Origin of the sequence: Halomonas alkalisoli (genome assembly GCF_021412585.1) — a bacterium.
GTDB lineage: Bacteria > Pseudomonadota > Gammaproteobacteria > Pseudomonadales > Halomonadaceae > Halomonas > Halomonas alkalisoli.
Map to the genome: position 1 here is coordinate 55,904 of NZ_JAKCMI010000029.1, position 19,808 is coordinate 75,711.

Annotated in this window: 16 protein-coding genes; 10 read left to right on the plus strand and 6 right to left on the minus strand. The window is 64.2% G+C overall.

The features are described from left to right. Window positions 1–4 precede the first annotated feature (4 nt). The 9 genes from LY622_RS13935 to LY622_RS13975 all read left to right on the plus strand — a co-directional run bounded on the left by LY622_RS13935 (window position 5) and on the right by LY622_RS13975 (window position 9,329). Entirely contained in the window at window positions 5–460 is a 456-nt protein-coding gene (locus LY622_RS13935) for a hypothetical protein (RefSeq protein WP_234291448.1), read from the plus strand. An 83-nt stretch (window positions 461–543) separates the two neighbouring features. Then, a complete protein-coding gene (locus LY622_RS13940; RefSeq protein ID WP_234291449.1) occupies window positions 544–1,515 on the plus strand; it encodes a hypothetical protein in 972 nt (323 codons plus the stop codon). Between the two features lie 750 nt (window positions 1,516–2,265). Beyond that, window positions 2,266–3,003 carry a FadR/GntR family transcriptional regulator gene (locus tag LY622_RS13945; protein WP_234291450.1) on the plus strand — a complete coding sequence of 246 codons (738 nt, stop codon included), beginning with the start codon at window positions 2,266–2,268 and terminating at the stop codon, window positions 3,001–3,003. Between the two features lie 178 nt (window positions 3,004–3,181). After that, window positions 3,182–4,132: a Bug family tripartite tricarboxylate transporter substrate binding protein gene (locus tag LY622_RS13950; protein ID WP_234291451.1), complete on the plus strand. Its 951-nt coding sequence runs from the start codon at window positions 3,182–3,184 to the stop codon at window positions 4,130–4,132. Between the two features lie 77 nt (window positions 4,133–4,209). After that, on the plus strand, window positions 4,210–5,748 hold the full coding sequence (locus LY622_RS13955; RefSeq protein WP_234291452.1) for a tripartite tricarboxylate transporter permease: 1,539 nt from the start codon (window positions 4,210–4,212) through the stop codon (window positions 5,746–5,748). Beyond that, window positions 5,745–6,200 (plus strand): tripartite tricarboxylate transporter TctB family protein, encoded by a 456-nt coding sequence (locus LY622_RS13960; RefSeq protein WP_114575098.1) that lies wholly within the window; start codon window positions 5,745–5,747, stop codon window positions 6,198–6,200. Before LY622_RS13955 ends, LY622_RS13960 begins: the two co-directional genes overlap by 4 nt. A 9-nt stretch (window positions 6,201–6,209) precedes the next feature. Beyond that, on the plus strand, window positions 6,210–7,379 hold the full coding sequence (locus LY622_RS13965) for a mandelate racemase/muconate lactonizing enzyme family protein (RefSeq protein ID WP_234291453.1): 1,170 nt from the start codon (window positions 6,210–6,212) through the stop codon (window positions 7,377–7,379). Window positions 7,380–7,558: 179 nt separating this feature from the next. Next, a complete protein-coding gene (gene thpD, locus LY622_RS13970; protein WP_234291454.1) occupies window positions 7,559–8,557 on the plus strand; it encodes an ectoine hydroxylase in 999 nt (332 codons plus the stop codon). 106 nt (window positions 8,558–8,663) lie between these two features. Continuing rightward, window positions 8,664–9,329 (plus strand): fumarylacetoacetate hydrolase family protein, encoded by a 666-nt coding sequence (locus tag LY622_RS13975; RefSeq protein WP_234291455.1) that lies wholly within the window; start codon window positions 8,664–8,666, stop codon window positions 9,327–9,329. Between the two features lie 103 nt (window positions 9,330–9,432). Here the strand turns inward: LY622_RS13975 and speA are convergent, their stop codons facing one another. The 3 genes from speA to LY622_RS13990 all read right to left on the minus strand — a co-directional run bounded on the left by speA (window position 9,433) and on the right by LY622_RS13990 (window position 12,721). After that, window positions 9,433–11,355 (minus strand): biosynthetic arginine decarboxylase, encoded by a 1,923-nt coding sequence (speA, locus tag LY622_RS13980; protein WP_234281014.1) that lies wholly within the window; start codon window positions 11,353–11,355, stop codon window positions 9,433–9,435. Continuing rightward, the gene (locus LY622_RS13985) at window positions 11,352–12,314 is read right to left on the minus strand and encodes a homoserine kinase (protein WP_234291456.1); all 963 of its coding nucleotides are present in this window, start codon (window positions 12,312–12,314) and stop codon (window positions 11,352–11,354) included. Before LY622_RS13985 ends, speA begins: the two co-directional genes overlap by 4 nt. A 110-nt stretch (window positions 12,315–12,424) precedes the next feature. Beyond that, window positions 12,425–12,721 (minus strand): DUF2782 domain-containing protein, encoded by a 297-nt coding sequence (locus tag LY622_RS13990; protein ID WP_234291457.1) that lies wholly within the window; start codon window positions 12,719–12,721, stop codon window positions 12,425–12,427. 168 nt (window positions 12,722–12,889) lie between these two features. Between LY622_RS13990 and polA the strand changes: the two genes are divergently transcribed. Continuing rightward, window positions 12,890–15,688, plus strand: coding sequence for a DNA polymerase I (gene polA / locus LY622_RS13995; protein ID WP_234291458.1), 2,799 nt, complete (start codon window positions 12,890–12,892; stop codon window positions 15,686–15,688). A gap of 204 nt (window positions 15,689–15,892) precedes the next feature. On the opposite strand, the gene LY622_RS14000 is transcribed toward polA, so the two are convergent. Genes LY622_RS14000 through LY622_RS14010 form a run of 3 tightly spaced genes read right to left on the minus strand, consistent with a single transcriptional unit; the run spans window position 15,893 to window position 19,628 of the window. After that, window positions 15,893–16,966, minus strand: a complete 1,074-nt coding sequence (locus LY622_RS14000) for an ABC transporter ATP-binding protein (RefSeq protein WP_234291459.1) — start codon at window positions 16,964–16,966, stop codon at window positions 15,893–15,895. Next, window positions 16,963–18,573: an ABC transporter permease gene (locus LY622_RS14005; RefSeq protein ID WP_234291460.1), complete on the minus strand. Its 1,611-nt coding sequence runs from the start codon at window positions 18,571–18,573 to the stop codon at window positions 16,963–16,965. Before LY622_RS14005 ends, LY622_RS14000 begins: the two co-directional genes overlap by 4 nt. Window positions 18,574–18,629: 56 nt before the next feature. Beyond that, entirely contained in the window at window positions 18,630–19,628 is a 999-nt protein-coding gene (locus LY622_RS14010) for an iron ABC transporter substrate-binding protein (RefSeq protein WP_234291461.1), read from the minus strand. Window positions 19,629–19,808 lie beyond the last annotated feature (180 nt).

Consider the following 19,808-nt stretch of genomic DNA (forward strand, 5'->3'; position numbering starts at 1 on the left):
CGTCATGCCCTACGCAGCCAACGGTCAAATCAGCCAGTCGCCCATTGAGGGTGGAGTTCCGATCAATGACGAGCAGTATCAGGATGCGCTGGCGGGCATCATGCGCGGCGAGGTGGTGAGCATCGACGGCGGTTTCAGCGTTGCGCCGCCGCCTGAGCCCGAGAAGGAGTCGGAGCCCGAGCCGCTAACGCCGGAGCAAGAGCTAGTCCAGTGGCGTAAGTCAGCCTTCGTCTCCAGCCGCCAGGGCGAACAGCAACTCATCCTCGCCGGCCTTGATGAGCAGGTCGAAGCCGCTATCGACGGCATTGAGGATGTAATCGAGCGCAAGCTGACACGGGCGTGGTATAACCGTTCGACTGTGTGGGAGAGAACGAACCCACAATTTGTCGCACTAGGTTATGCGCTCGGGCTGACTGACGACCAGATAGACGAACATGTCAGGCGAGCGTCAAAGCTCTAACCTGATAGGTCGCCTTATGGGCTCGACCAAGCGTATGCTTTGAAGGTAGGATCAATCTGCCTGATAAAAAAGAGTGATGCGCAATGGAAGTCGTAGTTGTCGGAACTGAAAGCTGCGGGCTTGCTCGCGGAAAAATGAAGCCAGAGAGGTTTCTGGCCCCATTCGTGCAGCATTTAGAGCGACACAGCGTGCGCGTTCACATAGTGGAGCGGCCTTCGGATCTCAGTTCCGCCACTATAAGAAGCGCCAAGATAGCCGTCCTGCCTGTAGTGAATGAGGAAGACCATCAGCACGATTTCCGAGCGATCCAGTCCTGGGCAGATCAGGTCGGTGCGTTGATGTGCCCCTCGTTCGCTACCGCCAAGATGATGGCCAATAAGCGCGATACTAATGTGGCCTTTGCATCCCGTGGTATTCCTGTGCCTAAGCTGGCAAGCCAGTCACAGGGTCTGGCCATTTTCTCAAATGAGGTAACCGGGTCCGGACAAGAAACCAAGCTGCTTGAAAGTGGCTCGCCCATTGATGAGAGCCGATACAACACAAGCTTTATAGATTCCACCCACACATTCAATGGCGAGCCATATTATGTATCCTTGCGTGCCATGGCAGTCGGCACCCATTGTGTCTCAATCTATCTACGGGCCCGCCCGGTATCTGATAATGCTCCGTCTGTACATAGCAAGGACACGCCTCGGGATGCGGCGGTGATAAACGCTTTGTACAACGAGATTGTCACGCCTAGAAAGAAATTGCTTAATGAAATTTGTGACCGGGCGGGCTCTGTGTTAGGGGTCGGGTATTATGCCCACGACATTATACCCTCTCAGGATGGACAGTTTTTCATCTGTGAGACTGGCCTGAAGTACAATGACACGATGTTGGCCAATCACCTCAAGGCTGAGCGCTTCAAAACCCATTTCGCTGATATATGTACCGAAGACGAAGTAAAGCGTTCCGCTGATGCCCTTCTACAGCAATTGGGGTGGAATGCTGCGCCGGGCATTGCGTCAAAATTATTGAGGCGCTTGAGTGCCCAATGGTGGCCGCGGGACTAGCAGGGATACAGGCCAGACCACCACAGCAATAGACGACCTAGCAGGGTGGCTTTGTCTGATCCCCTGCAATACGCCATGCCCATCCCTAGACATCCTCGCCCGATTAACACATACACCGTCGTACCTGGCTCTCCAATACCCCACTGTTACGTCGAAATCTTTCAGCCGCACCCGGCCGCTGACGATCCACCCCTGCCAGATCACGTGATACTCCACCACCCGGTCACGCACCGGCGCGCCCCGCCGCAAGCTGATCCAGCCTTTTCGCTCGAGGCGTTTGCGCCATTGGGTGATGAGGAGGCGAGTTTGTTCATCCATGGGGGAGAGCATGGCAGGCGCTGGGGTTGCGTACAATAAGGCGACAAGTTGCTGATTCTTAAGACCCGAAGCCGCCTTCCTGCGTAAATAGATTGACGTCAAGTTGCTGTTTTTACAGCATGAATAGTTATTTCTTGTAATCAGTAGGTCCCGGGTTCGACTCCTGGTGCCGGCACCATCCTGAGCCTGGGATGAGATTAGGGATATCAGCGACTTGCAGCTATTTTAAAACCGCCCATCGAGGCGGTTTTTTTGGTGGTGCGCTAGGCATGCGCGCAGCGCCTGACTGGCGCTGTTCCCGCGAACAGCACGCGCGACCGAGGGGCTGGCCATGGCAGCCGGCACGGGTTGGGACAGCGTGGAGCCGGCCGGGTGGCGAGCCCATGGACAAGTTCGCGTATCATGAAGGGAACAGCAGCCAGGGAGTTCGGCATGAGTTCTCGCAGCGACACAGGCGTCGTCCAGGGCACCTTTCCTGACCGGCAGGGGCGCCAGGGGCAGAAGCTCAGCGATCACGTCTACGGCGACATCATCGACCGCATCATCAAGGACGAATACGGTGAGGGGCAACGCTTGCCTTCCGAGGAGAAGCTGGCACAAATGCACGGGGTCTCGCGTCCCATCGTGCGCGAGGCCCTGGCCAGGTTGCGTGAGGATGGCCTGATCCGTTCGCATCGTGGTGCCGGCAGCTTTGTGCGGCTGCGTCCCAGCCGCGCCATGCTGGACTTCGCGCCCCTCGACAGCCTTGCCGATATCCAGCGCTGCTTCGAATTCCGCATGGCTGTGGAGGCCGAGTCGGCACGGCTGGCGGCGCTCAACGCCACCGCCGAGGATCGCGAGGCGCTGGCGGCGGCCTTCGCCCTGCTCGAGCAGCGCATCCGCGAGAATGCGCTGGGGGTCGATGCCGACTATGGCTTCCATCTGGCCATCGCCCACGCCACCCACAACCGCTTCTTCGCCGAAACCCTGGCCTCGCTGGAGGCCACCATCACCTATGGCCAGCGCCTGGCCAGGGGCCTGGGCCTGCGACGGCCGACCCACCACCTGCCCGAGGTGCAGGAGGAACACCGCCGGATCCATGACTGCCTGCAGCGTGGGGATGCGGAGGGGGCCGCCCGGGCCATGCGCGAGCACCTGGGCAACTCCCGTCGGCGGGTCTTCGAGGGCTGACAGACTTTACAGGTTTGACAACTTTTACAACTCGACTAGTCTTTATGGCAGGCCGAGGGCTTCATGATGCCAGCTCGGTCCGGCAGCCCAGGCTGTCCCGCCTTTCACTACAATTTTTCTTCACAACGCTCATCACAACGCTCATCACAACGCGGATAACAAGATCGGGAGCCTTGCCATGAAGTGTCGCCTTTCCACCCTGGCCGTGGCCGTATCGGCGTGCACCCTGCTCGGAGCCGTCGGCGCTGCCCAGGCGGATTACCCCGAGCGCGCCATCACCTACATCATTCCCTTCAACCCGGGCGGCGAGTCTGACGTGACGGCGCGCTTCCAGGAGCCGATCCTGGAAGAGCTGCTGGGTGTCAGCGTCAACGTCACCCATCGTCCCGGTGGCGGTGGCGCGGTGGCCTGGAGCGAGTTCCAGAACAACGCCGAGCCCGATGGCTACGAGATCATCGGGGTCAATATCCCGCACATCATCGGCCAGCCGATCCAGCGCTCCGACGCGGGCTTCGAGACCGACAACTGGGAGATCATCACCTTCTTCCACTCCACCCCCAATGCCCTGATCGTGCCTGCCAACAGCCCCTTCGAGACCCTCGATGACCTGGTCGAGTATGCCCGCGAGAATCCCCAGGCGGTGACCCTCGGCGGCAGCGGCACCTACAGTGCCAACCACCTGGACATGCTGCGCTTCGAGCAGGAGGCCGACATCGACCTCACCTACATTCCCTTCACCGGCACGGGACCGTTGCCGGCGGCCCTGGAGGGCAACCACGTGGCCGGGGTCTTCAACTACACCATGCTCGGCGTGCAGATGGACGATCGCGTAAGGGTGCTGGCCGTGGCCTCGGAAGAGCGGGTGTCGGCATTGCCCGATGCGCCCACCTTCTCCGAGCTCGGCTATGACATCGTCGGCGGTGCCTACCGCGGCGTGGCAGCGCCGGCCGGCACCCCGCCGGAGATCGTCGAGACGCTGGCCGAGGCCTTCGCCGAAGCCAATCGGCGTATCACCGAGCAGCAGGAACCGCTCGGCTTCGTGATGGAGTACATCACCGGTGAGCAGATCGATGAGGTGATCAACAGCCTCAGCGAGGCCTACGGGCCGATCCTGGAGGCCGCCGACTGATCCCGATGCCACTCCCTGCGGGTCCGGGCACTCCGTCCGGACCCTGATGTCCTGTTGCGCCTGCCGGAGGGAGACGCATGGAGATGTTGCTCGAGGCGCTGGCATCGCTGATGACCTTTCAGAGTTTCATCACGGTGCTGGTCGGAGTGTCGGCCGGACTGCTGATCGGCTCCCTGCCCGGGTTGACCGCCACCATGGCCCTGGCGGTGCTGTTGCCCTTCACCTTCTCGATGCCCCCCCTGCAGGGCCTGATGGCCCTGGGGGCCGTCTACATGGGTTCCATCTATGGCGGGGCCTTCACGGCGATCCTGATCAATACGCCGGGTACCCCGTCGTCGATCGCCACCACCTTCGACGGCTATCCCATGGCCCGGCAGGGGCGAGCCTTCGAAGCCCTGGCCGGCGCCACCATCGCCTCGGTGATCGGCGGTCTGGTGGGGGTCACCTTCCTGCTGCTGCTGGCCCCGCCGCTTGCGCGCTGGGCGGTGGCCTTCGGGCCCGCCGAGATGTTCTGGGTGGCCATGCTGGGCCTGACGCTGGTGGCCAGCCTCTCCAGCGGCTCGCTGCTCAAGGGGCTGCTGGGCGGCTGCATCGGCATGCTGCTGAGCACGGTCGGCGTCTCGCCGGTGGGGGGCGAGACCCGCTTCACCTTCGGCTTTCCCCCCCTGCAGGGGGGCATCGAGTTGATCGTGGCCCTGATCGGGCTGTTCGTGATCCCGGAGCTGCTGACCATGGCCGCGGAGGGCAGGGGGGCACTGCGGCCGAGTGGCGAGTTCGGCAAGCGTGAAGCAAGCATCGGCCAGGTCGCCAAGCGGATTTTTCGCCGCCCGGGCAACCTGGTTCGCTCCTGCCTGATCGGCCAGGTCATCGCCATCATTCCCGGGGCCGGGGGCAACGTCACCAGCCTGGTGGCCTACAACGAGGCTCGGCGGTTCTCCAAGGATCCCCAGAGCTTCGGCAAGGGGAACATCGATGGCGTGGTGGCCTCCGAGTCGAGCAACAATGTCATGGTGGCGGGCAGCATGATCCCGCTGCTGACCCTCGGCATCCCCGGTGCACCACCTGATGCCATCATCCTCGGCGTGCTGATGCTCCATGGCCTGCGCCCGGGGATCGACCTCTTCACCGAGACCGGCGTGCTCACCAACGGCTTCATCCTCTCGATGGGGCTGGCGGCGCTGATGCTCCTGCCGGTGGGGCTGTTGGGCGCTCGGCTGATCTATCGGGTGGTCATCAAGACCCCCTACTACTTCATGGTGCCCTGCATCGCCATGGTCACCATCATCGGTACCTTCGCCCTGCGCAACAGCCTGCTGGACGTCGGCATCATGCTGATCCTTGGCACCCTCGGCTACTTCCTGCGCCTGATCGGCATCCACGCCGCCCCCATCGTGCTGGGCCTGATCCTCGGCGGCATCGCCGAGCAAGGGTATGTGCAGACCATGCTGGCCGCGGTGGTCGACCCGATCCCCTGGTTGCGACTGGTCCGCAATCCGCTCTCCCAGGTGCTGGCGGGCATGGTGCTGTTGGGCGCCGCCACGGCGCTGCTGCCCGTGTGGCTGGAGCGCAGCGGGCGGCTGCAGAAGGTGACGTCGGCTGAGGAGGAGAAACCATGATCCTGCGTCTCAATACCGACATCGCCGCCGGTTTCGTCGGCCTGGCCTTCGCCGCCCTGCTGTGGCTGGCGCGCGGCGACATGGGCAGGCTCAGCATCATCTTTCCCCGGGCCATCCTGCTGATTCTCACCGTCATCGCCGTGGCGTTGATCATCAAGGGCCTGGTGCGCCCCGGCGATCGTCAGGTCGAGATTACCGGCAGCCCGCGGCGCCTGTTTGTGGTGGCGGCCGGCTTCTTCGTCTGGTGGGTGGCGATCGGCCAGCTGGGCTTCGTCGTCTCCAGCGTCGTGGCGCTGCTGCTGTTGGTCTGGTACCTGGCTCGCGTGGAAGGGCCGGTGAGTCCGTGGCGCCTGTTGCGCTGGGTACCGATCGTCCTGCTGCTGGTGGGTGTCTTCTACCTGACCTTTACCCAGCTTCTCAATGTACGTCTGCCTTCGGGCCTGCTGATCTAGGAGTCACGCATGCGCATCACCGACATACGCGAGGCGCGGGTATCCATCGCCTCCGACATCGCCAACGCCTACATTTCCTTCTCGAAGATGGATGTCTCGGTGCTGGCCATCTATACCGATGCCAAGGTCAATGGCCGCCAGGTGGTGGGCTATGGCTTCAATTCCAATGGCCGCTATGCCCAGAGCGGCCTCCTGCGCGAGCGCTTCCTGCCGCGACTCAAGGAAGCGGACGCCGCCGCCCTGCTCGACGAGAGCGGTGCTAACCTCGACCCCTTCAAGGTCTGGTCGGTGTTGATGGCCAACGAGAAGCCCGGCGGCCACGGCGAGCGCAGCGTTGCGGTGGGCATCATCGACATGGCGATTTGGGACATTGTCGCGAAGGTGGAGAACAAGCCCCTGGCTCGGCTGCTGGCCGAGCGCTACGACGACGGTACGCCCGACGACAAGGTCGCCGTCTATGCGGCTGGTGGCTATTACTACCCGGGCAAGCCGATCCAGGGCCTCAAGGACGAGATGCGCGACTACCTTGACCTGGGCTACACCTGCACCAAGATGAAGATCGGCGGCGTGCCGCTCGCCGAGGATATCGAGCGGGTCGAGGCGGCCATCGAGGTGGTCGGCGAGGCCGGCCGCCTGGCCGTGGACGCCAACGGCCGCTTCGACCTCAGGACAACCCTGGCCTTCGCCGAAGGACTGGCACCCTATGGGGTGCGTTGGTACGAGGAGGCGGGCGATCCGCTCGACTACGCCTTGCAGCAGCAACTCGGCGAGCACTATGCCGCACCCACGGCCACCGGTGAGAACCTGTTCTCCCACCAGGACGTGCGCAACCTGCTGCGCTATGGGGGAATGCGTCCCGACCGCGACATCCTGCAGATGGACCCTGTGCTCAGCTACGGACTGGTGGAGTACCTGCGCATGCTCGAAGTATTGCGCGCCCATGGCTGGTCGTCACGCCAGTGCATACCCCATGGCGGCCACCAGTTCGCGCTGAACATTGCCGCCGGCCTGAAGCTCGGCGGCAACGAGTCCTATCCCAGGGTGTTCGCCCCCTTCGGCGGCTTCGCCGACTCCACTCCGGTGGAGGGGGGAGTGGTCGCGTTACCCGACATGCCGGGGATCGGCTTTGAGGACAAGCGTGAATTGATGCAGGTCTTCAAGGAGCACTTGTCGGTCTGACGGCTCGCGTCACGCCCCTCAGTCGTCAGACTCGTCCGCTACGCTGGCCTTGAAACCCCATCTGATGATCACCACATTCATCCATGCAAGGTCCCCCTGGGGCCTCCCGCCACGGCGACAGTGCCGTTGGAACGAGTTCAATCTGAAAACTGGTCACGGATACACAGGAGGTGATTGGGATGCCAGTGCAAACATCGTCCAACCGCAAGCTGAAACAGGTCACCGATTATGCCGTTGCCGACGGACCAGCCACTCTCGGCCAGGCAGGCTATTTTGCCGATCGCCTACGGGATCCCTATCCCACTCGCCTGAGCCAGCCGCTCGATGTTCCCTGGCTCGACCGCCAGGAGGCAGTGGTCAAGGGGCGTGCCGAGGATGGCCCACTGAGCCAGGCGCAGCTCGATGAGTTCGACCGCAAGGGCTTCCTCTTCGAGTCCAATTTCATCCGGGGAGAGGAGCTCGAGGCGCTATATGGGGAGCTGAACGAGCTGCTGGGGCGCGACGATTTCCGGGGTCGCGATTTCAGTATCACCGAGCCCGACAGCCGCGAGATTCGCTCGCTGTTCGCTGTCCACTACCTCTCGGAGCGCTTTCGACGGCTGGCCCACGATGAGCGGTTGATGGGCCGGGCCCGGCAGATCCTCGGCGGTGACGCCTATGTCCACCAGTCGCGTATCAACTACAAGCCCGGCTTCGAGGGCAAGGGCTTCAGCTGGCACTCCGACTTCGAGACCTGGCACGCCGAGGATGGCATGCCGGCGATGCATGCGGTGAGCGCCTCTATCGTGCTGACCGACAACCATGCATTCAATGGGCCGCTGATGCTGATACCCGGCTCGCACAAGGTCTTTGTGCCCTGCCTGGGCGAGACCCCCGACGATCACCACAAGCAGTCACTGAAGCACCAGGCGTTCGGTGTGCCGGGTCGCGATGCGCTCAGGCAGCTGGTCGAGCGCCACGGCATCGAGGCACCGACCGGTGCCGCCGGTGGTCTGCTGCTGTTCGATTGCAATACGCTGCACGGCTCCAACGCCAACATGTCACCGGACCCGCGCAGCAATGTCTTCTTCGTCTACAATCGACGTGACAATGCCTGTGTCGAGCCCTTCGCCGCCCGGCGCAGACGGCCAAGCTTCCTGGCCCATGCGCCCGACGAGGCGTGGTCGCCGGAGCGGTGATGCTCAGCCTCACGCCTCGGGGATTGTGGAACAGGGTGCCTGGTGGGGTAGACTGTCTAGCTTGTTGTTGAAGAGCGGCACGCATATGAGAAGGAGAAGACCCGCCATGCGCTTTGTCCCACGTTTTACCGATGGTCAGGAGTTTCCCCATCCGCTCGGAAAGGTCGTGTGTATCGGTCGTAACTATGCCGACCATGCCCGGGAGCTGGACAACCCGGTGCCCAGCGAGCCTTTGCTGTTCATCAAGCCGGCCACCAGTGTGGTCAGCCTGGACGAGCCGCTCGACCCGCCCTTTTCCCGCGGGGATGTGCACTACGAAATCGAGCTGGCCCTGCTCATCGGCGAGGAGCTGACCCATGCCACGTCGGACGAGGCCGAGCGCGCCATCGTCGGTATCGGCCTGGGCCTGGACCTGACGCTGCGCGACGTACAGACGCGCCTCAAGGAGAAGGGCCACCCCTGGGAAGTGGCCAAGTCCTTCGACGGCGGCTGCCCGCTGAGTGACTTCCTGCCGCTCAGTCGCGTGCCGAACTGGAATGCGCTCACCTTCGAGCTGAAGATCGATGGGGAGCTGCGCCAGCACGGAGAAGGTTCGGACATGCTGTTTCCGGTGCCCACTCTGGTGGCGGAGATGAGCCGGCATTTCACCCTGCAGCCGGGCGACGTGATCCTCACCGGGACCCCGGAAGGCGTGGGTGAGCTGCCGCGCGGTGCCCGCCTGGAAATGACCCTGACCGGCGGATTACAGGCCACTGTGCAGGTCGTGGAGTAATCCCGCCGCCACGGCACTGATTGCAGGACCTGAACGACAGAACCCCCGCAGCCTGGCCGCGGGGGTTCTGTCGTTGGCTATTCCAGAGGGCTATCTCAAAGCGCTATTCCAGATAGGTATAGCCCTGCAGGCCGGCGGAGAGGTCGTCGAGGAACTGTGCCTGCTCCTCTTGCGGCAGCCCGCTCTCGGCCAGCTGGCCAGCCAGCCGCTCACGCAGCACCTCGGCATCGAAGTTGACGTAGGCGAGGACGTCGGCCACCCGGTCGCCCTGCTGGGCATGGGACAGCACCCAGCGCTCATCCTCGCCCAGGGCAGCATCCACCGAATCGGTATCGCCGAAGAGGTTGTGCAGGTCGCCGAGTATCTCCTGATAGGCGCCGACCAGGAAGAAGCCCAGCAGCCGCTCTTCGCCCTCACGCCACTCCGGCAACGGCAGCGTGGTCTCCACGCCCTGGCCATCCACGTAGCCGTCGATGCGACCATCGCTGTCACAGGTGATGTCCTGGATCACGCCGCGACGGGTCGGTTCGCGGTCGAGTCCGGTCAGCGGCAACACCGGGAAGATCTGGTCGATACCCCAGACATCGGGAACCGACTGGAACAGCGAGAAGTTGACGAATAGCTTGTCGGCCAGCTTCTCGGCCAGTTCGTCGATGATTTCCCGGTGGGCCCGGTTGCGGCTGTCCAGCCGTGAGCGCAGGCGGGCGCAGGCGGCGAAGTAGACGCCTTCGCCCTCGGCACGGGCAATGATGTCGGCAAGCCCCATGATGAAGCGGTCATGCAGCTCGCTCATCGCCTGCAGCAGGTCGTGCCACGCCTCCACCAGCCCTCGGGGCTCCATGTGGTCGTGAAGCAGGTCATGGACCCTCCACAGCTCCTCGAGCTGGGGATCATCCTCGGCCTGGCGCTCGGGGGCCTGGTCGTTGACCCGCTCCTCGCCAATCACGTTGGTGATCAGCACGGCGTGGTGCGCGGTGAGTGCCCGGCCGGACTCGCTGATCAGGTGGGGCTGGGGGATCTCCGCTTCATTGCAGGCCTGAGCGAAGGCGCTGACCACGTTGCGGGCGTATTCGCGCATGGAATAGTTGATCGAGCAGAAGCTGCGCGAGCGAGTGCCTTCGTAGTCGATGCCGAGCCCGCCGCCCACGTCGACGGTATCGATGGGGGCGCCCAGGGCCAGCAGGCTCTGGTAGAAGCGCGCGCACTCCCGCAGGCCGAACTGGATGTCGCGGATATTGGCGATCTGCGAGCCCAGGTGGAAATGCACCAGCTGCAGGCAGCCCAGGGCATCCGATTCGCGCAGGCTCTCCACCACGGCCAGCATCTGGCCGGAAGTGAGGCCGAACTTGGATTTCTCGCCACCGGTATCCTGCCACTTGCCCATGCCCACCGAGGCCAAACGTGCCCGCAGGCCAATGCGTGGGGTCACCCCGAGCCGCTCGGCCTCTTCCATGATCAATGGCAGCTCGGAGAATTTCTCCACCACCAGATAGACCCGGTGGCCGAGCTTTTCCCCCATCAGCGCCAGGCGGATGTACTCGCGGTCCTTGTAGCCGTTGCAGACGATCAGCGAAGGGCCGTCGCCGGAGAGGGCCAGTACCGCCAGGAGTTCCGGCTTGCTGCCGGCCTCGAGGCCGACTCGCCCGTGGCCGCGCTCGCGGGTGGCGAGAATCTCCTCGACTACCCGGCGCTGCTGATTGACCTTGATGGGATAGACCGCGGTATAGCCGCCGGTGTACTCCTCCTCGGTCATGGCCAGATCGAAGGCGTCACAGAGCTGCTCGACCCGGTCGTGGAGGATGTCGCTGAAGCGCACCAGTACCGGCAGGCGCAGGCCGGCCTGGCGCAGCTCATCCACCAGCGGTGCGAGAGGCAGTGCCGGGCCGTCGGCCTCGCTGCCGAGCGGTCGTACCAGGGCGTGCCCGGCATCGTCTACATCGAAATAACCGCTGCCCCACTGGTCGATGTTCCAGGTACGGCGGGCGCGCTGGGCGGGACCGGAGGCTGCTCCCATCGATAGAGTCATGCGTTGCTCGCTTCGGGCAGGGGCAGGGCGCCGTGGTTCAGGCGTGCCGTGAGAATGGTATGAAAGTGTCCCGGGTCGTGGGGCGTCAGGTCATGGGCCGGCGGGTCCACATAGACCACCAGCAGGCGGGACAGCCAGTAGCGCAGGGCGGTCATGCGCAGCATCGTCGGCCACACCTCGCGCTCGGGACCGGTGAGCGGCCGCCGGTTCTGGTAGGCACGCAGGATGACATCGTGGCGCTCGGCGTCGAGGCGTCCGTCGTCACCGGTGGCCCAGTCGTTGATCACGATGGCAAGGTCGAAGAGCAGGTCCCCGGTGCAGCCATTGTAGAAGTCGATGATGCCGCCGAGGCGGTCACCCTCGAACAGGGTATTGTCACGAAACAGGTCGCCATGCAGCGCACCCTGGGGTAGCTGCGGCGCATCACCGAAGACACCCTGGTAGATCTCCACCTCGTCCTTCATCAGGGCCTGGTCCTCGGGGGACAGATAGACCAGCACCCGGTGGTGCATGGCCATCAGCCAGTTCAGGTCGCGTGGGTTGGGGCGGTGGCCGGGAAAGTGCTGCGAGACCATGTGCATGCGGCCCAGGGTATCGCCGAGCACCCGGCACTGCTCCAGGCTGGGTGATCGGGGATGGCGGCCCGGCAGCTTCGGGAAGAGCAGCGACGGCTTCCCCGACAGGCTGTGCAGGGCGACACCCTCCCGATCGTGAACGGGGCCCGCCACCGGCAGGCGGTGTTCGTCCAGGTAGTCGAGCAGCTCGACGAAGAAAGGCAGCTCCTCGTGTTCACCCTGCTCGAAGAGGGTCAGAACCAGCTCACGGCGGTCGGTGGTGACGAAGAAGGTGGAGTTCTCGGTGCCACCGGCCACGCCCTCCAGTGTCGCCAGCGAGCCGACGTCGAAACGGCTGAGGAATTCCGCGACCTGCGCGTCGCTTAGCGGTGTGAATACGGCCATGTCTCTCTCGCCCGGGTTGCCAAGCCGCCTATTGTAGCGACTTGGCACTTCGATGCACGTCCGTGGAGGATGGTTCGACATTCCGGCATCGTCAAAACCCGGGACGAGGGCTACCAGCTGATCAGCACCCACTGGGGCACGGCAATCCGATCGCCCTCCTGGCGCTCGAAGTTACCATCGCCGTCATGGTCCACCAGGTAGTAACTTGGGCCCCGGCTGGGGCGGATCTCGATGGCGTAGAGCTGGCCGTTCACCCGGTACTCGCGAATGGTGCGCTCCTCTTCCTGGCGGATGGTGATGTCGGGCTCCACATCGGCGGAGGATTGCGCCAGGGCCGGGGCGGCAAGGCCCAGGCCGAGCCCCAGGGAGAGTAGTGCGACAGCCAGGATATGACGCTTTGTGTTCATCTTGACCTCCGAAGCCGGCTTGCGACAATCGCTATCACCGCGCGGGATACATGCAGTGTATGACGTTGGACAGCGCGAACCCAATGTCGGCGGCAAAACAGTTGCGCAATGCGTATCATGGCTGACCAGGATCACGTTTTCTTGCACAGACTCAACGGATGCCGATACATGGCCGACACGCCCATCGTTCTCGTCGACGGTTCCTCCTATCTCTACCGAGCCTTCCACGCCCTGCCGCCCCTGACCACGTCCAAGGGGCAGCCTACCGGCGCCGTGAAAGGCGTGCTCAACATGCTCAAGAGACTGATCAAGGACTACCCTGACAGCCCCATGGCGGTGGTCTTCGATGCCAAGGGCAAGACCTTTCGCGATGAACTCTTCGATCAGTACAAGGCCCATCGTCCGCCGATGCCCGATGACCTGCGCTCCCAGGTGGAGCCGCTGCACGCCTGCGTTCGGGCATTGGGGTTGCCGCTGCTCTGTGTCGAAGGCGTGGAGGCCGACGACGTCATCGGCACCCTGGCCCGCCAGGCCACGGAGGCGGGCCGCGACGCGGTGATTTCCACCGGTGACAAGGACATGGCCCAACTGGTCAATGAGCACATCACCCTAGTCAACACCATGAAGGACGAGACCCTCGACGTGGAGGGGGTCAAGGCCAAGTTCGGCCTGCCGCCGGAGCTGATCATCGACTACCTGGCGCTGATGGGCGACAAGGTCGACAACATTCCCGGCGTGCCGGGGGTCGGCGGCAAGACGGCGCTGGGCCTGCTGCAGGGCCTGGGTGGCGGCCTGGATGCCATCTATGCCGACCTGGAAAAGGTCAAGACGCTCGATTTTCGGGGGGCCAAGACGCTGCCCAAGAAACTCGAGGAGCACCGCGAGATGGCCTATCTCTCGTACCAACTGGCCACCATCAAGACCGACTGCGAGCTGCCGGTTGGCCTCGACGACCTGGATATCGCCCATCCCGATCGTGAAGCGCTGAAGCACTGGTACGCCGAACTGGAGTTCAAGGCCTGGCTGTCGGAACTGCTGGCCGGAAAGGACGAAGGCGTCGATGACCTGAACCGTGGCGCCGGGGCCGTAGGCAGCGCTGCCGCCGACAACTCCGACCCGGAGGCGCCGCCGGCCAGTGTGGCGACGTGCAAGAACCACCTGATCCTGACCCGGGAGGAGCTGGACGACTGGCTCGCGCGCCTGGATGCGGCAGAGACGTTCTGCTTCGACCTGGAGACCAACAGCCTCAACTACATGGTTGCCGAGGTCGTCGGCATCGGCCTGGCGCTGGAACCGGGGGAGGCGGCCTACATTCCCGTGGCCCACGACTACATCGACGTGCCTGACCAGCTCGATCGCGACCAGGTGCTGGCGCTGCTCAAGCCGCTGTGGGAGGACCCCGCGCGGGGCAAGATCGGCCAGAACCTGAAGTACGACATCTCGGTGCTGGCCAACTACGGCATCCGCGTGCGCGGGCCGCTCACCGACACCATGCTCGAGTCCTATGTGCTCAACTCCACGGCGACCCGGCACGACATGGACTCGCTGGCGCTCAAGTATCTCGGCCAGAAGACCGTCAGCTTCGAGGAGATCGCCGGCAAGGGGGCCAAGCAACTTACCTTCAACCAGATCGACTTCGAGCAGGCCGTGCCCTATGCCTGCGAGGATGTCGACGTGACGCTGCGGCTGCACGGCGAACTGCGCCCGCGGATCGAGGCCGAAGGGCGTCTGGCCGAGGTGCTCGACAACCTGGAGCGGCCGCTGATTCCGGTACTGTCGCGCATGGAACGCACCGGGGTGGCCCTGGATGCCGACCGGCTCCACCGCCAGAGCCAGGAGCTGGCCGAGCGTATCCGTGAGCTCGAGATCCGCGCCTTCGAGCTGGCCGGTCGCGAATTCAACCTCGGCTCGCCCAAGCAGCTGGGGGAGATCCTGTTCGAGGAGCAGAAGATCCCGGTGATCAAGAAGACGCCGAAAGGCGCGCCCTCCACCGCCGAGGCGGTACTCGAGGAACTGGCGCTGGATTACCCGCTGCCCAAGGTGATCATGGAGCACCGGGGGCTCTCCAAGCTCAAGTCCACCTATACCGACAAGCTGCCCCGGCTGATCAACCAGGCGACGGGGCGGCTGCACACCAGCTATCACCAGGCGGTCACCGCCACCGGGCGGCTCTCGTCCAGTGATCCCAACCTGCAGAACATCCCGATCCGTACCGAGGAGGGGCGCAAGATTCGCCGGGCCTTCATCGCCCGGCCCGGCTACTGCATCGTCGCCGCCGACTACTCGCAGATCGAGCTGCGCATCATGGCCCACCTCTCCGAGGACAAGGGGCTGCTCACCGCCTTCGCCGAAGGGCGTGACATCCATACCGCCACCGCTGCCGAGGTCTTCGGCGTGCCCATCGACAAGGTCTCCGGCGACCAGCGGCGCAGCGCCAAGGCGATCAACTTCGGCCTGATCTACGGCATGAGCGCCTGGGGGCTCTCCAGGCAGCTGCATATCGAGCGCAACCAGGCGCAGACCTATATCGACCGTTATTTCGACCGCTACCCCGGCGTGGCGCGCTACATGGATCGCATTCGTGCCCAGGCGGCGGAGGATGGCTACGTGGAGACGGTCTTTGGCCGACGGCTCTATCTGCCCGAGATCCGTGCCCAGAACCATGCCCGGCGCCAGGCCGCCGAGCGCACCGCGATCAACGCGCCGATGCAGGGCACCGCGGCGGATATCATCAAGCGTGCCATGATCGAGGTCGACACCTGGCTGCATGAGCAGGCGGGCAAGGCGGCCGAATTCGACGCCGTGATGGTGATGCAGGTCCACGACGAGCTCGTGTTCGAGGTGGCCCAGGCCCAGGTAGCCGACTTCCTCGTCCAGGTTAAGCAGCGCATGCAGGCTGCCGCCGAGCTCAGCGTACCGCTGATCGTCGAGGCGGAGAGTGGGGTGGACTGGGACGAGGCTCACTAGCGTGAGTCCGGAGCCAGTAGTCTAGCGGGCGCCACCTACGCAAGCGGCGCCGGGGACGGGTCGGAGCGGAGGTCATTCTTCAGGGATGAAGAATGTAGCGCCCAGGGAGGGGTTCACAGCGCCTCCGCGAAGGCCGGGCCCCGGGAAAGCCGCGCTGTTAGGTCCTCGCCGTTCCACCCCTGAGCAGCTGGCGTTTGGCCCCGCTCAGTCCCTCAGCACCGTGGCGGTGCGCTGGGGCTCGAGTCGCACCTGCTCGCCGATCTTCCACAGGGTGTGGCTGGGGGTGATGGCGCAGAATCGCTGGCCGTGGTGCTCGAGCAGGTAGTAGCAGTCGTGGCCGCGGAACTCGCGCTCGACGATGGTGGCGCCATGGTCGTCGGGCGCGGCTGACAGCGACAGGTGCTCAGGGCGCAGTGAAAGGCGCACCGGACCCTGATGGTGGTGGTTGATCGCCACGGGGCCGAGGACGGTCTGGGCGATCTCGCCATCGGCCTCGCCTTCCAGCAGGTTGGTATGGCCGAGAAATTCGGCGATGAAGGAGGTGGCGGGCGTCTGGTAGATGCACTCCGGGCAGTCCATCTGCAGCAGTCGCCCCGAGTGCATGACCCCGACCTGATCGGCGAAGGAGAGTGCCTCGGCCTGGTCGTGGGTAACGAGAATGACGGAGGTGCCGGCGGCCTTGAACAGGCGACGCACTTCCTTGCGGGTCGACTCCCGCAGGGCGGCATCGAGGTTGGAGAAGGGCTCGTCCAGCAAGACCAGCTCCGGCTCGGCGGCCAGCGTTCTGGCCAGGGCGACCCGCTGCTGCTGGCCTCCCGAGAGCTCGTCGGGCATACGGGCGGAGAGGTCCGCCAGGCCCACCAGGTCGAGCCATTCCCGCGCCTTGGCGTGGCGTTTCGTCTTGGCGATATGGCGCATGGCGAAGGCGACGTTGTCACCCAGGCTCATGTGCGGGAAGAGCGCATAGTCCTGGAAGACGATGCCGATGCGACGCTGCTGGGGAGGCAACTGGGTCACTCGCTTGCCATGCAGGAAGATCTCCCCGCTATCCGGCGTCTCGAAGCCGGCGATCATGCGCAGCGTGGTGGTCTTGCCACAGCCGCTGGGACCCAGCAGAGCGAGGATTTCGCCGTTGCCCAGCGTGAAGTTGACGTCTTCCGCCGCCAGCGGATCACCGCTGCGGTAGCGTTTGCTGAGCCCCTCCACCGAGAGCAGCGGGTCGACCAGCCGGACAGGGCTACCCTGCGGGTCGGCGCTGATGTTGAGGTTCGTCATCATTTGCCCTCCTTGGTGAGCAGCAGGCCCACGGACAGGCTCGAGAACACCACGATGGCAGCGGCGAAGGGCGCCGCTTCGGCCAACATGCCTTCCGAGGTACGGGTGAATACGGTGACCGCCAGCGTGGTATAGCCGGTGGGGGCCAGCAGGAAGGTGATCGGCAGCTCCTTCATGCAGAGCACGAAGACCAGCACGACGCCGGCCAGGATGCCGCGACGCAGGCGTGGGAAGATCACGTGGATGAAGGTGCTGACCGGGCCATGGCCCAGCGAGTGGGCGGCCTGTTCCATGCTGGGCCGGGTCTGCAGCAGTGAATTGCGGATCGGGCCCAGTGCCAGCGCCAGGGATGCCATGGCCCAGGTAATGATCAGCAGCGCCAGCGTCTGGTAGAGAAACGGTGCGGTACGCAGCGAGAAGAACACCATGGCCAGGCCAAGTGCCAGCGGCGGCAGAGCATAGCCGATATACGCCGAGCGCTCGATCAGCGTCGAGAAGGGAGAGCGGTAGCGCACCGTGAGGAAGGCCAGGGGCAGGGCGAAGGCGGCCGCCAGCAGTGCGGCCGGCAGTGCGGCGCCTGCAGAGCGCAGGAAGGTCCCTGGCACCCGGGCGAAGAAGCTCATGTCGGGGGGCGCGAGCAGCAGCCAGTAGCCGAGAATCATCACCGGCAGGCCGATGGAGACACCGAACAGCACGATCAGGTAGGGCCAGGCCAGCCAGCGGGCCCTGCCCAGGGGTGTGGGGCGAAGGGGGCGTGCCACGCCGGTACCGACACGGGCCAGCTTGCGCCTGAGCACCAGGCTGTCGAGCATCACGAAGCTGGCCGCCACCACCAGCAGCATGATGGCGAGCCAGGCGGCATAGATGCGATCGAAGGCGCCGGAGTACTGGGTATAGATGGCGTAGCTGAAGGCCTCGTAGCGCATCAGCGCAACAGCACCGAAGTCACCCAGCACGTAGAGGGTGATCACCAGCCAGCCGGCCATCAACGATGGCATCAGGTGAGGCAGCGTCACCTTGCGCAGGATCTCGCCCTGGGAGTAGCCCAGGCTGCGTGCGCTCTCTTCCAGGTTGCCGTCCAGGCCGGAAAGGGCCGTGCGCAGGTTGAGGAAGAGATAGGGGAAGGTATAGAGCGACAGCGCCAGGGTAGCGCCGACGTAGCCTTGAATGCGTGGCAGCTGAATGCCGGTGAGCTGGGCCAGCACGCCGTAGTTGCCGCCCAGGCCGATCAGCGCATAGGCCATCACGTAGCCCGGCACAGCGAGCGGGATGACGCCCATGATGGTAAGGGCACGCTTGAAGCGAATGTCGGTACGAGTCACCAGCCAGGCCAGCGGAAAGGCCATTACGGTGGTCAAGACCACCACCCCTGCGGCCAGGGCCAGGGTGTTGATCAGCAGTTGGAGATTGCGGGGGCGAAAGACCAGGTCGACAAGCGTGGCACTGTCGGCCTCGAAGGCACGCAGGCCCAGATAGACCAGCGGCACCAACATGGCGGCGGCAACGACCAGTGACGGCAGCAGGATGTGCAGCGGCACATGCCGGGGCAGCAGGCGCTGCAGGCGTGAGGCCGGCTGACTATGGATGGAGGTGCTGTTGGTCCGTGTCATCGTGCCTCGCAGAATGAAGTGTGCCGCCTGCAGTGCAGGCGGCACTCGGATCGGCGTTAAAGCAGGCCGACATCGCGTAGTAGGTTCAGGGTGCCTTCGAGATCCTCGAGATCATCCAGGTCGATTTCCGGTGCTACCTCGAGCAGGCGGTCTGAGTCCTCGAGGAGTGGGTTCTGGATGACGCCACGGGTCACCGGGTACTCATAGACGTTGGTGGTGAAATACTGCTGGGCGGCCGGTGAGAGCAGGTAGCGAATGAACTCGACGGCCTCTTCCTGGTTGTCGCTGCTGGCCACTACGGCAATGCCGGCGACGTTCACCAGGTTGCCGATATCACCCTCGGCGAAGAAAGCCTGTTCGACGGGGAATTCCTCGTCGCTGGCCTGGAAGCGAGGCAGGTAGTAGTTGTTGACCAGGCCGAAGTCGATCTCGCCATCGGCGATGCCCTGCACCTGGGTGGAATTGTTGCGGAAGGTGACGGCATCGTTGTCACGCATGCCTTCCAGCCATTCGCGGGTACGCTCTTCGCCGTGCTCCAGGCGCATGGCGGTGATGAACGACTGGAAGGAACCGTTGGTTGGGGCCCAGCCGACGCGGCCTTCATAGCGCTCGTCGGTGAGGTCGAAGACGCTCTCGGGCAGCTCGCCCTCGTCCACGCGTTCCGGTGAATAGGCGACGACCCGCGCACGACCGCTGGCAGCGACCCAGCTGCCGGTCTCGCTGGTATAGATGGTCGGCAAGCCTTCATAGATGTCGGCCGGCAGCTCGGCGAGCAGCCCGGCCTGGCTGATGGCGCCCATGGCCCCGGCATCCTGCCCCCAGTAGAGGTCGGCCGGCGAGCGGTCGCCCTCTTCCTGCAGCAATACGGCCAGCTGGGCAGTGTCGCCATAGCGGACTTGCACGCTGATGCCCGTGTCCTTCTCGAACTGCTTGACGATCGGCTCGACCATCGACTCGCCACGGCCCGAGTAGAGCGTCAGGCTGGCGGCAGAGGCCAGCGGAGCGGCAAGCAGGGTGGTGGCAACAGCGGTTGCAGTAAACAGCGTCTTGCGCATGGATGTGTTCCTTGAGGCTGAAAGGCGGGGAAATGGTGCGCCACTCTGCGTTGGCATCGTCCCTCGGCCAGTCTCGGTCTAGCGCCACGATAGCAAAAATGGATCTGGTTGCAAATGACAATGATACGCAAAAAGATTTTTATGATCTCGGTCAATTTTTCCGACCTGGAAAGTGCGCCG